This window comes from Asticcacaulis machinosus (assembly GCF_028550435.1).
Classification (GTDB): domain Bacteria; phylum Pseudomonadota; class Alphaproteobacteria; order Caulobacterales; family Caulobacteraceae; genus Asticcacaulis; species Asticcacaulis machinosus.
In genome coordinates this window covers 1,460,242-1,473,630 of record NZ_JAQQKV010000001.1, presented here as the reverse complement: position 1 = coordinate 1,473,630, position 13,389 = coordinate 1,460,242, and the positions used below count along the sequence as shown (strand labels likewise).

The window sequence follows — 13,389 nt, the reverse complement described above, 5'->3', positions numbered from 1 at the left end:
TTGTGGCAATAACGCGACGAATCCGTAGGATAAAAGCCATATTATCATATTTTCAGGCTTGTCTTTGCGCAAAAGATAACGCTACCATCTAAATCTAATTGATCGGCCTGCTTTTCAGATGGCGATGACACCGGTATCATGCAGGTCAATTAATAAAAATAAAAAAAACGGCAACGGGTCTCTTAAGTAGAGGGGCCTAATAACAGGGATGAAAACAATGAAGTATTTAAAAAATAACGGGCGAAATGTGTCTAGTGCTCTGCGGTGCAGTATTTCCATCGCGGCTATGATGACTTTGGCAGTTGCGTCGGGTGCTTTTGCTCAGGAGGCTGAGCCTGCACCTGAGGCGGGTGATGTGGAGACGGTCGTGGTGACCGGCTATCGCGCCTCGCTGCAAAGTGCTTTGAACGTCAAGCGCAAGGCCGACGTTATGCTGGACGCCATCAATGCCGAAGACATTGCTGACTTCCCGGATGCCAACCTGGCTGAATCGCTGCAGCGTATTCCCGGCATCTCGATCGACCGTGATAACGGCGAAGGCCGGTCCATCTCGGTGCGCGGTCTGGGCGGCGATTTTACCCGCGTCCGCATCAATAACCTTGAGGCTCTGTCGACCGGCGGCGCCAATGATGCCGGCTCCAGCCCCAACCGTTCTCGCTCGTTTGACTTCAACACCTTTGCGTCGGAGCTGTTCAACTCGCTGAAGGTGCGTAAGACCGCTTCGGCTGAAACCGACGAAGGCTCGCTGGGCGCCACGGTTGACCTGCAAACCGGCCGTCCGTTCGACTATAAGGACGATCAGTTCGCCTTCTCGCTGCAGGATGCCTATTATCAGAACGGTGAAACCCACAATCCGCGCGTCACCGGTCTGGTGTCCAAGCGCTGGGCCGATGGCCGTCTGGGCTTCCTCGCCTCGGTCGCCTATTCCGAGCGCACGGCTGAGAACGATCAGTATCGTCGCGGTGCCGGTCAGTCCGATTACCTGTACCGCAACTCGACCTGGACAACTTTGGAAAACCCGCGCCGCGCCGGTTTCTCGGCACCTGTGGGCACGACCTTTACCAACCAGATCAGCGCGACCGGTGTCGTCACCAATACGCCGGCGATTACCAATACCAACTATCTGAACGCGGTCACCGGCTCTGACCCGACGGCCTATGCGCTGCTGCATAACCCGCTGGATGCGTCTCTGGTACGTATCCCCGCGCTGGGCTCGATCGAGCAGCAGGATCTTTATCAGGAGCGTCTGGGTATCACCACCGCCTTCCAGATGCAGATCACGCCAAAAACCCGCCTGACCGTTGATGGGCTTTATTCCAAGTTCAAGAACGAAAGCACCATCTATCAGGTGTCATCCGTCGGCCTGAACCGCGATAATACCAATGCCGGTTATGCCACCTCGGCCAATACGGCCGTCAATACAACGGCGGCGCGCAACACCCGTCGTGGACTTTATCCCGGTACCTGTACGGCACGTCCCGAAACGGCGATCCAGGGGGCCATCGATTGCGGTCAGAGCTTCTACGGCGGGGCATTGGTGTCGGGCTATAACTATAGCTACAACCCGAAAAACCTTGACCCCTATGACTATTACAACGTCGCGACCTCACCGGGCTATGTGGCGTCAGCCGATGGTCTTGGCTTCCGCGACAAGCTGATCGGGCGTCAGGGCGTGGATGTGCTGGCGGCCAATGTCGAAGACGGCGTGGCGGACTATCTGCAACTGCGCAATGTTGACTGGCGCTCGGCGGCGGATCAGAACTTCTACACGACCGAGTTCAAGCAACTGTCGTTCAACCTGACCCATGAATTCACCGATCGCTTCCGTGGTGATTTCACCTACGGTCGCTCGCGTTCGGAAAACAAGAATCAGGGCCTTCTGGTTGAATTCAACCGTATGGATGCGCCTGAAACCTTCACCTTTGATGAGCGGGCTGACGGCGCCATGCCGGTGTTTAACATTGGCTTTGACACGGCAAACCCAGCCAACTGGGGCATCGTCAAGGGCTTTTCCGGCATGCGTCACTATCAGCGCTTTGTCACCAACGACTACGAAAGCCTGCGCGCAGACTTCGCCTTCGACTTTGACGATCATCTGACGTTTAAATTCGGGGCTATCGGCAGGACCTTTGGTTTCAAGACCAACCTCACGGAGCGTGAAAACGATCTGCTGAACCCGACCGAAAAAGAAGCCGGTGTCTCAGTCGCCTCTTTGGGCCGGGTCATCCAGTTTGGTCAGGGGCTTGATCTGCCGGCGGGAACCACCACCAGCTTCTTTGCCCCCAGCATCACCGCCTTTGACTCTGTCTTTGGCTTCACCTGTGAGTGTATCAATCAATATGGTGACTGGACTATCCACGGTAAACGTAACGGCGGGCGTGAAAACTTCCGCGTTTCGGAAAAAACGCAAGGCTTCTATGGCCAGCTGAACTTTGATTACGATGTCTTTGGTCGTAACATGTTCGGGAACATCGGCGTGCGTCAGGTCGAAACCAATCTGACCTCTTACGGGTCGACCTCTGCGGGTCGTCCGATCACCGGTGAGAACAGCTATACCGATACCTTGCCGTCGTTTAACCTGGCGTGGGAAGTCATGAACGACTTCTACCTGCGTTTCGGGGCGTCTAAGGTTATGGCGCGCCCGCTGCTGGGTAACCTGTCGCCATCGATCACCGCGATCAATATCCCGAACACGGGGGCCACTACAGGCGCCACACTGACCATCGGTAACCCGAAGCTCAGCCCGTTCCGTGCCAATACTTATGACTTCAGTGCCGAATGGTATTTTGCCAAGGGTGGTCTGGTGTCGTTTGCCTACTTCAAGAAAGACATCGGCTCATACCCGCAGACGGTTCTGTTCTCGGCACCTCTGAACACCTTCCTGTCGGCGGAAGATATCGCCCAACTGCGGCTTCAGTTCACCAATGCCAACCAACTGGCCTATGTGGACGGCAATTACGAAGCCACCGCGCGTCAGTTCCGCGACGCACCGGGCGGTACGCTTAAGGGCTGGGAGTTCAACTATCAGCAGGACTTCACCTTCCTGCCCTGGTACTTCAAGAACACCGGCATTCAGTTCAATATGACTCATATCGACTCTGAACTGAACTACATCCTTGATCCGGGCACGGCCACGGTTGCGCCGACCTATGGCCTTGGGCCGTGGCTGGGGGCTTCGCCTGACGCCATGAACCTGACCCTGTACTACGAGACTGAAAAGTTCAGCGCCCGTATTTCGGGGTCACAGCGCGAAGGCTATTACACGACCTATCCGCTGGCGTCGGGTTCGTGCTCACCGGGTCTGAATGCGGACGGAACACCGTGTAACTCACCGCTGATCAACGACTTTGCGGGCAGCCTTGATACCCTCAATGTCGATTTCTCGATGAGCTATAAGCCGACCAAGCGGATTTCGATCACGCTCGAAGGCCTGAACATCACGGATGAGACCACGAACCGCTATGCCTATGGGGTTACTTCTCAGTCGGTCGTCAGCCAGTACGGCTCGACCGGCCCGACCTATACCCTGGGCGTGCGTTACAAGTACTAAGCATATACCCCGGCGCGGTGATCTCTGCGCCGGGGATTGTTTTCTTCCCATGCGAAGGCCTGCCCGGCCTTTGCTGCCCGAAACCAGCTCCCCGTTGTTTGCCTCATTTAGGTTTGACACAAGCTGGCTGACTGAGCGGATGTCCTGAAACCCTTTGTTCAGGGTGTCCGCTTTTTTTTAGAGAAAAATGACTTTAATGGAATCGTCATTTTTCTCTAAGTTTTTGTTTTAACGCGATATTGGTGCGAAAAACCGCTTACACTTTTTCGCATATCGCTTTAGTATTTATGCCCATACGGAGCGTTCATCATGGCAGGCATTACACGGCGAACCGGTCTTAAGTTTTCCGCTGTGCTTGCGGGCATGACCGCGATCCCCGCCCATGTGCTGGCCCAAGTGCTGGCCCAAACCGCTCTTCCGTCACCACAGCCGCGTCAGCCTGCAAAACCGGGTGACCTGACCCTGTGGTATAAAACCCCCGCTGTGGAATGGACTGAGGCCCTGCCGTTGGGCAATGGCCGTCTGGGGGCGATGGTGTTCGGCGGCGTGGCACGTGAGCGGCTGCAACTGAACGAAGACACCCTCTATGCCGGGGCACCGTATCAGCCGGCAAATCCGGAGGCCTTGGCGGCTCTACCCGAAGTGCGCAAGCTGATCTTTGACGGCCAGTACCTTGAGGCGCAGACGCTCATTCAGGCCAGGATGATGGCCAATCCGATCCGTCAGGTCTCATACCAGACGATCGGGGAACTAACCCTGACCTTTGGGCCGTCGTCGAACGCCAGCGGTTACCGCCGCGAGCTTGACCTGACGCGGGCGGTATCGACCGTCACCTATCGTCAGAACGGCGTGACCTATACGCGTGAAGCCTTTATCTCCCCCGTCGATCAGGTCTTGGTGGTGCGCCTGACCGCCGACAAACCGGGCAGCGTATCATTTCAGCTTGGGTTTGAGACGCCGATGGCAGCAGCGGTCGCGATCGAAGGCCCTACCGAAATTGTCCTGTCCGGACGCAACAGCCCTCATAACGGTAAGGACGGCGCGCTCCGCTTTGAAAACCGGGTGCGGGTGGTGGCCAAGGGTGGCCAGCAGACTACAGGCGTCGATGAACTGGTCGTCTCGAAGGCCGATGAGGTCATCATCTATTCGACGGCGGCCACCAACTATAAGACCTATCGTGATGTGTCGGGCGATCCCACCGCCATTACCAAAGCCCAAATCGCGGCGGCGGTGGCGCGTCCCTATGATCAGATTTTGGGCGACCATGTGGTCGAGCATCAGCGCCTGTTTAACCGTGTTTCTGTCGATTTCGGCCGCACCGAATTTGCTGATCAGCCGACCAATGAACGCATCGCCAAATCATTGTCTCAGGACGATCCGGCACTGGCGGCGCTCTATTTCCAATACGGGCGCTATCTGCTGATTGGCTGCTCGCGTCCCGGTACGCAACCGGCGAACCTGCAAGGGCTATGGAACGAAAAGACCTCGGCTCCGTGGGGTGGCAAATACACCATCAATATCAATACCGAGATGAACTATTGGCCGGCTGAGCCGACCGCCCTGCCGGAACTGGTTGATCCATTAATTTCGATGGTCAGGGACATTTCGGTGACGGGGGCTGAGACCGCCAAAATCATGTACGGCGCTCGTGGGTGGGTGACGCATCACAATACCGACCTGTGGCGGGCGACGGCCCCGATCGATGCGGCTTTCTATGGCACATGGCCGACCGGCGGGGCGTGGCTGTGCCTGCACCTGTGGGATCGCTATGACTATGGCCGCGACAAGGCTTACCTCAAGGAGATCTACCCGATCCTGAAAGGGGCATCGCTGTTCTTTGTCGATACGCTGGTTAAGGATCCGGCCTCAGGCTACATGGTCACATCGCCGTCGATATCGCCGGAAAACCGCCATAAGTTCGGCACCTCGATCTGCGCCGGGCCGACTATGGACATGCAGATCATCCGCGACCTGTTTGACAATACGGTCAGGGCGGCTGAAATCCTGAAAACCGATGCGGCTTTGCGCAAGGAAATTAAGACCCTGCGCGGCCAGTTGGTGCCCAACCAGATCGGTAAGGCCGGTCAGCTTCAGGAATGGAAAGACGACTGGGATATGGACGCCCATGACATGCACCATCGCCATGTCTCGCATCTGTATGGCCTTTATCCGTCAACCCAGATTACCCCGCGCGGGACGCCTGAACTGGCCGCCGCGGCCAAGAAATCGCTTGATCTGCGCGGCGATATGTCGACCGGCTGGGCCATTGGCTGGCGCATCAATCTGTGGGCGCGGCTGGGCGAGGGGGAGCGCACCCACAGCATCCTGAAACTGCTGCTGGGGCCTGAGCGCACCTATCCCAACATGTTCGATGCCCATCCGCCGTTCCAGATCGACGGTAATTTCGGCGGCACCTCCGGCATGGTTGAGATGCTGATGCAGTCCTATAATGATGAGATCATCATCCTGCCTGCCTTACCCTCGGCCTGGCCGACCGGTAAGGTGGCGGGCCTTCAGGCGCGGGCGGGCTACGGCGTTGATCTGAGCTGGAAGGATGGCAAACCTGAGCGGGTAACTCTGACCAGCCGTCTGGGCGAGGCTACCCGTCTGGTGTTTGGTCAGCAGGTGATCGAGGTTAAGCTGCGGGCCGGTCAAAGCGCGGCCTACACTTTTGACGGCGTGAAGCTGGTGGCGGCATGATCGACCGGCGCGGTCTTTTGGCGGGGGCGATGAGCCTGACCGTGGCAGGGCCCGTGCTGGCCTCATCGCCGTCGCTCTATACCGCCACACGCGGCGGGGCGGGCGGGCGAACCTTACGCGTCACTAATCTCAATCCGTCCGGCGAAGGCTCGCTCAAAGCCGCGCTGGAAGCCACCGGCCCGCGGGTGATTGAATTTGCCATAGGTGGCGTGATCGATCTCAGTAAGACCTCGCTCGATATCCGTGAGCCGTTTGTGACGGTGGCCGGTGAAACCGCGCCCGAACCTGGTGTAACCCTGATCAAGGGCGGGGTGCGGGTGGCCACCCATGATGTCATTTTCCGCCATATCGCCGTGCGGCCGGGCACGGCTGGGGTGGCCAAGGGCGGCGGCTTTGAGCCGGACGGCCTGTCGATTGTCGGTGGTCATGATGTCATTATCGATCATTGCAGCTTTACCTGGGCGGTCGATGAAGCCTTGTCGGCATCGGGGCCGCGCTTTGACGGGGCGGGGCCTGAGGACTGGCGGCGTAACACTTCCCACCGCATTACCTTCAGCCATAACCTGATCGCCGAATCCCTGCATGACGCCAGCCATTCAAAAGGCCCCCATTCGATGGGGTCTTTGGTGCACGATAATGTGACGGGGGTGCTGATTTACGGTAACCTGTATGCCCATAATAATGAGCGCCATCCGCTGGTTAAGGGCGGCGGGCAGTGTGCGGTCATCAATAATGTGTTCGTCAATCCGGGCCATACGTGCGCGCAATATACGCTGGTTGAGGATCAGTGGGCGGGGCGGGTGATTGAGTCCGGCGGCATGATTTTGCGTGGAAACGTCATGCGCGGGGGCGTGGATACGCGGGCAGGTCTTGCTATGCTGACCTTTGGTGGCGCGGGGGATTTGCGGCTGCATGCCACTGATAATATCGCAAGCTTTGCCGATGGCAGCACAGCTCCGATTATCGGCTATTATCAGGCCCGTCCCGACGGACATGACACCGGTGACACGTATAAGCCAAAAGCCTTTATCCGGTCGGTGCCAAAGGAGATGTTCTGGCCGCAGGGGCTTAACTCCCGCCCGGCCAAAGCCGTTGAAGCCTTCGTGTATAAAACCTGTGGTGCGCGTCCCAACCGGCGCGATGCCATTGATGCCCGTATTGTAGCCCAAGCCAAAGCCGGTACGGGCCGGATTATGCATTCAGAACAAGAGGTCGGGGGCTACCCGATCCAACACACTTAAAAATTATTGCACTATGAAACAAGGGAACCGGAAATGTCAGACACCAGCAGGCGCAATGCCCTGAAATCGTTCAGTTTAGGCGCGTTTTTATTGGGCGCGCCCAAGGCCGCCCAGGCACAGGCGCCGTCGGACGAACTGCAACAACTGACAGGCAAGATATCGCCGTGGGCCAAGGGCGTCGAGGGGCAGCGCAAGGCCGACCTCGGCAACGGCACCTTCCTCAACCCGATCATGGCCGGTGATCATCCCGATCCGTCGATCCTGAAGGACGGTGATAATTACTATATGACCTTTTCGACCTTTGACGCCTATCCGGGTCTGGTGATCTGGCATTCAAAGGATCTGGTCAACTGGCGGCCGGTGACGGCGACCCTGACGAAGAACATCGGCTCGGTCTGGGCGCCGGAACTGATCAAACACAAGGGCCGGTATTATCTTTATATCCCGACCAAAAAGACCACAGCGCCGGACTCGAAAACCACCTCGTGGGTGATCTGGGCCGACAAGATCGAGGGGCCTTGGTCCGAGCCGATCGACCTTGACCTGCCCAGCCACATTGATCCCGGCCATGCGGTCGGCGAAGACGGTTCACGCTGGCTGTTCCTGTCGGGTGGTGACCGCGTTCGCCTGTCGGACGATGGTTTAAGCCGCGTCGGCGCGCCGGAAAATGTCTATAAGCCGTGGCGCTATCCGTCCGACTGGATCGTCGAAGGTTTTGCGCCGGAAGGCCCGAAGATCACCCGTCACGGTGACTATTTCTACCTGATCACCGCCGTGGGTGGCACCGCAGGCCCGCCGACCGGCCATATGGTCATCGCCGCCCGCTCAAAGTCGATCAATGGCCCGTGGGAAGATCACCCGCGCAATCCTTTGGTGCGCACGGTCAGTGCTGACGAAAAATGGTGGTCACGCGGCCATGCCACCCTGGTCGAAGGGCCAGCGGGTGACTGGTGGAGCGTTTATCACGGCTATGAAAACGGTTTTTGGACCTTGGGGCGGCAGACGCTTCTGGCCCCGATCACCTGGACGAAAGACGGCTGGTTCGATTATGGCGGCGGCGACCTGTCAAAGCCGATCGCAAAGCCCAAGGGCGGCAAACCGCATGGCGCGACACCCGCTCACGGCATTGCCCGCTCGGATGATTTCTCAACCGATAAGTACGGCATTCAGTGGAACTTCTTCAACCCGCCGGCGGGTGAGCGCGACCGTATCCGTCTCAATAATGGCACGCTGCACCTCAAGGCCGCCGGTGAGGCCCCAAGCTCAGGCGCGCCGCTGATCACCATTGTCGGCGATCCGGCCTATGAGATTGAATGTGAGATCGAGATTGATGATGGTGCGCGCGCGGGTCTGATCCTGTTTTACGACACCAAACTCTATTGCGGTCTTGGGTTTGATGGGAAAAATTTTGTCACCCACCAGTATGGCATTGAGCGCGGGCGTCCGGCCCATCAATACGGCAAACGCATGTTTATGCGCCTGCGGAACAACCGCCATATCGTGACGTTTGATACCTCCGCCGACGGTAAGACGTGGAAACGCTTTGACCGCGGCATGGAAGTGTCGGGCTATCACCACAATGTCCGCGGCGGTTTCCTGATGCTCAAGCCCGGTTTCTACGCGGCCGGTAAGGGCGAGGCGCGCTTTAAGAACTTCACCTACAGAGCGTTGTAAGGGGCGGATATGATTTCGCGCAGATTAGTCTTGGGCGGCCTTGCGGTGGCGGTGACACCGGTAACGCAGGCCTGGGCCCAGCCCCAGAATCGTCCCGTCATTCGTGTCCCTGCCGACCACAAGACACTGGCGGCGGCATTTGAGGCCTTACCCGCCACCGGCGGCGTGATTGAGCTATCAGCCGGCACCTACCGCGAAAAGCTGACGCTGTCTAAACCCGATGTCCACATTGTGGGTAAGGGGGAGCGGCCCGATGATACGGTCATCGTCTGGGGCGACAGCGCCAAAATGGCGGGCGGGACGGGCAAGTCTTCGTCCTTTACGGTGACCGGTGATGGCTTTCGCGCCGAAAACCTGACCATAGCCAATGACTATCACACCACCCAGCCGGATAATCCGTCGCAAGCCGTGGCGCTGTACCTGACGGCCGATCGGGCGGTGCTGGATAAGGTCATGCTGCTGGGGGCGCAGGACACGCTTTACGCGGCCTCAAAGGACAAAAACAAGCCGAGCCGCCAGTATTATAAGGACTGTTATATCGAGGGCCATGTCGACTTTATTTTCGGCAATGCCCTGGCGTTTTTTGATAAATGTCACCTGCATATTATCGAACGTGACGGGGCGTTTATTACGGCCCACAGCCGCACGGCTGAGTCGGAGACCTCAGCCTATGTGTTTGATCACTGCCGCATCACCACGGCGGGGACGGGCACCTATTACTTCGGGCGGGCGTGGCGGCCTTATGCGCAGGTGATCTTTCTCAATACCCAGATCGACGGCCGCATCCACCCGGAAGGCTGGCGCGAATGGACGCCGGGCAAGACCGAAACCTATGCCACCGCCCATTATGCCGAGTTTAATTCGACCGGCCCCGGTGGTGATATGAGCCAGCGGGCCTTCTGGGCCAAAACGCTGACGGCGGAACAGGCGGCGAAATGGCGGCTGCAGGCCGTGTTCAAAGACCTGAACTGGATCGAATGAATTTCCTTCTCCCCGCAAGCGGGGAGAAGGTGGCGCAAAGATTTGTCTTTGTGCCGGATGAGGGGCCAAACGGTTTCTCAAAAGATTGCCCCTCACCCCAACCCTCTCCCCACATGTGGGGAGAGGGGGAAACGAGCGAATAATGACCGTGATTAACCGACGTAATTTCCTGGGCGCATCGGCGGCTGCCGGAACCGCCGTCACGTTTTCAGCCCCCGCTGTGGCGTCTGAAACGGGTGCGCTGGACATTCCCGATGAGGGCTGGAACCTGTGGGTCGATGAAAAAGCCGCCTATAAGGACGATGTGATCTACTTGCCGTCGCAGGTCGACTTGAAATCATTGCCGATTAATCCGCCAACCGGCGGCTGGGGGGCGCTGAAACCCGAAGTCACGGTGACCTTGCCTGCAACGGTCGAGCAGTATTTCTGGGGCCGGTTTGGTCTGCGCCCCTATACGGGCGATGAATACCGCTATGCTGCCGATGATGATGTGCCGCAAAACGGTGCCTATCGCGGTGTGTCGTGGTGGTGGCGTGAGATTGCAATCCCGGCCGTAGCCAAGGGCAAGCGGGTATTGCTGCATATTCGCGGGGCACGCCTGCGGGCCGAGGTGTTCTTGAATGAGCTACTGGTCGGCTATTCGATCATGTCGGAACTGCCGATCGATTGCGACCTGACGGCGGCCATGAAACCGGGGCAGGCCAACCGGTTGGCGATCCGCATCACCAATCCGGGCGGGCGCTATGACTGGCGCGATTCGACCACCATGATGTGGGGCAAGCTGAAGCTGTTTGCCTCCCACGGCTTTGGCGGGCTGGACCGCGGCCTGTCATTGAGTGTGCATCCGCTGGAGGCGCACATCGAGGATGCGTGGGTTCTGAATACACCTGACGCTCGTACCGTCACCGCCCATATGGAGGTTGCGCTCAGTAAGGCCGTGAAGACCGGCAAACCGAAGATCACGCTGACGGATGACCACGGAACGCCACTGGCCGCCGATATCAAACTGGACAGCCTCAACATCAGCGGCAACCGCGCCACGGCGAAGTTTACGCTCACCAAGCCGGATGCCAAGCTGTGGGATTTAGACAACCGCAACCTTTATCGTCTGCGTTTTGAGTGGCCGGTAGGGAAGGGCACCTCGATCAAAACCGTGCGCTTTGGGTTCCGCTGGTTTGTGGTTGATGGCGTCGGCACCGATGCCCTGCTGCGGCTGAACGGCAAACGCATCAAGCTCTATTCGGCGATTTCATGGGGTTACTGGGCCTATAATGGCATGTGGCCAACCAAGGCTTTGTCGAGGCGGGAGGTCGAGGCGGCACACGATCTGGGCCTCAACTGCCTGCACGCCCACCGCAATGTCGGTAAGCACGATGTCTTTACCGCGCAGGACGAACTGGGCCTGATGCGGGTGATGGAGCCGGGCGGGGGACGCCATGCCATTGGCCGCGACCTGAAACCCGGCGAGACCTTATCCGAGGCCGATCAGTTCAGCCGCGACTTCATGTTTGAAAAATGCGTGACGATGGCCAAAACCTTCCGCTCGCACCCGTCGCTGGCCCACTACACCCTGCAAAACGAGATCGGGGCCAATCTGCAAAACCCCGACGTGCAGCGGGTGCTGAAAGCCATTCATGACACCGACCCGTCGCGCACGGTCATCCTTAATGACGGCTTCGTTAAGCGCGGCGCAGCACAAGCCATGTACCTGGCCTATAACGACCACTATTACCGCTCAGACGTGGAGCAATGGGGCGGCTGGTGGGTCGAGCATCAGGCCGCGGGCGATCAATGGTATGACCGCTTTTATGTCAACAAAGACGACTATGTGCATCGCCAGACGGGGAAGCCCTTCATCGTCGAATTCGGTGAAATGCAGGGCTGTGCGGTTGCCGACAACCATGTGAAAATGGTCGCCGATATCTTAGCCAGCGGCGGCAAATCCTACGACCTTGAGGACCATAAGGTCATTGTCGAAAACACCTCCGCCTATCTCGACAAATGGGGGTTCCGCAAAGCGTTTCCGACCACTGAGAGCCTGTTTTTATCGGTCGGGCGCAAGGTCTATGACGGCTGGCAGAACTATATGGAAAATATCCGTATCGGTGATGAAGTCGATGTCGCCGCCATTTCCGGCTGGGAAACGACGGCCATTGAGAACCATTCCGGCATTGTCGATAACCTCAGATATTTCAAGGCCAATCCCGACCTGATCAGACAGAGCCTGTTGCCGGTCCGCCCCATCGCTAAGCAGAGAAAGCTAACCTATGCGGCCGGTGAGGCGGCGGAGCTGGATATCTATCTGCTCAATGATACGGATACACAAATATCCGGCGAATTGAAACTGAGCCTGATTGAGCCGGACGGTAAGGCGACCGATATCGCGACCTATGCCGCGCCAACCCATGTCCGCGATCAGTACCGCTATCTGCTGGCCGAAAGCGTCAAAACACCGGCCCTGACCAAGGCGGGGCTGAATAAGATCCAGATCGAACTGAAAGGCCATCCGTCTTTTGTGCGCGACATATGGGTGGTGGATACTAAACCGGCCTTTACCAAGCCCATACGCATCGCCCTGTCGGGGGTATCGAAATCCTTCCGCGATCAGCTTTCGGCCATCAAGGGCGTGACCTTTGAGGATTTCAAAGTCGGGGTCAAATATAACGCCATAATCGCGTCGGGCCTCAAAGCTGATGAAATCGCGCGGCGTCAAATCGGCGAACAAACCGGCCTTGAGGCCCAGCCAAGCAAGGACGAAAAGCCGAAACTGGTGCTGGGGGAGTTGCCTGCTGATGTGTTGTCGGCTGTCAAATCCGGTACGCCGCTGATGGCCTATGTGCCCGAAGATGGTCTGGCCGACGGGGTAGCCAAGCAGTTGTCGGCACTGGGGCTATTCAGCTATTCAGGGGCGGTCGGAAATCTGCGCGCGCCGTGGATGGGCAACTGGAACTACCTGCGGGCCTACGCCATTTTTGACGGCCTGCCGGTCGATCAGGCGACATCGGTCTTCCATCAGATCGAGGGGCAGCCGTCCAATGGCCTGATCATCGATGGTGATGGTATCGAGGTCATCGCCGCCTACAGCCGTGACCATGACCGCCATAATGGCGCGGCGACCTTTGTGGTCCAAAAAAATGCCATGAAGGTCATGGTTCATCGTTTGCCGGACATGGTGGCGCCGCTGCAAACGCGACTTCTGATTAACGCCATAAATTGGCTTGCATCCTAAACAGGGAAGAACAT

General features: G+C 58.0%; 6 protein-coding genes. All 6 read left to right on the top strand.

The window, feature by feature from the left end; all coding sequences use genetic code 11:
• The first annotated feature begins 247 nt into the window (after nucleotides 1–247).
• Complete coding sequence (locus PQU98_RS06755) at nucleotides 248–3,550, top strand: TonB-dependent receptor (RefSeq protein WP_438263860.1); 3,303 nt, start codon at nucleotides 248–250, stop codon at nucleotides 3,548–3,550.
• 309 nt (nucleotides 3,551–3,859) lie between these two features.
• Entirely contained in the window at nucleotides 3,860–6,250 is a 2,391-nt protein-coding gene (locus PQU98_RS06750) for a glycoside hydrolase family 95 protein (RefSeq protein ID WP_272744140.1), read from the top strand.
• Complete coding sequence (locus PQU98_RS06745) at nucleotides 6,247–7,491, top strand: pectate lyase family protein (RefSeq protein WP_272744139.1); 1,245 nt, start codon at nucleotides 6,247–6,249, stop codon at nucleotides 7,489–7,491. The genes PQU98_RS06750 and PQU98_RS06745 overlap by 4 nt, the downstream gene beginning before the upstream one ends.
• 33 nt (nucleotides 7,492–7,524) lie before the next feature.
• Nucleotides 7,525–9,165: a family 43 glycosylhydrolase gene (locus PQU98_RS06740; RefSeq protein ID WP_272744138.1), complete on the top strand. Its 1,641-nt coding sequence runs from the start codon at nucleotides 7,525–7,527 to the stop codon at nucleotides 9,163–9,165.
• Between the two features lie 9 nt (nucleotides 9,166–9,174).
• Nucleotides 9,175–10,146 carry a pectinesterase family protein gene (locus PQU98_RS06735; RefSeq protein WP_272744137.1) on the top strand — a complete coding sequence of 324 codons (972 nt, stop codon included), beginning with the start codon at nucleotides 9,175–9,177 and terminating at the stop codon, nucleotides 10,144–10,146.
• A gap of 142 nt (nucleotides 10,147–10,288) precedes the next feature.
• Nucleotides 10,289–13,375: a twin-arginine translocation signal domain-containing protein gene (locus PQU98_RS06730; RefSeq protein ID WP_272744136.1), complete on the top strand. Its 3,087-nt coding sequence runs from the start codon at nucleotides 10,289–10,291 to the stop codon at nucleotides 13,373–13,375.
• The last annotated feature ends 14 nt before the right edge of the window (nucleotides 13,376–13,389 follow it).

Coding starts and splice junctions, on each gene's coding strand:
- PQU98_RS06745 (WP_272744139.1), top strand. CDS start 6,247: ATGATCGACCGGCGCGGTCTTTTGGCGGGGGCGATGAGCCTGACCGTG.
- PQU98_RS06735 (WP_272744137.1), top strand. CDS start 9,175: ATGATTTCGCGCAGATTAGTCTTGGGCGGCCTTGCGGTGGCGGTGACA.
- PQU98_RS06730 (WP_272744136.1), top strand. CDS start 10,289: ATGACCGTGATTAACCGACGTAATTTCCTGGGCGCATCGGCGGCTGCC.
- PQU98_RS06750 (WP_272744140.1), top strand. CDS start 3,860: ATGGCAGGCATTACACGGCGAACCGGTCTTAAGTTTTCCGCTGTGCTT.
- PQU98_RS06740 (WP_272744138.1), top strand. CDS start 7,525: ATGTCAGACACCAGCAGGCGCAATGCCCTGAAATCGTTCAGTTTAGGC.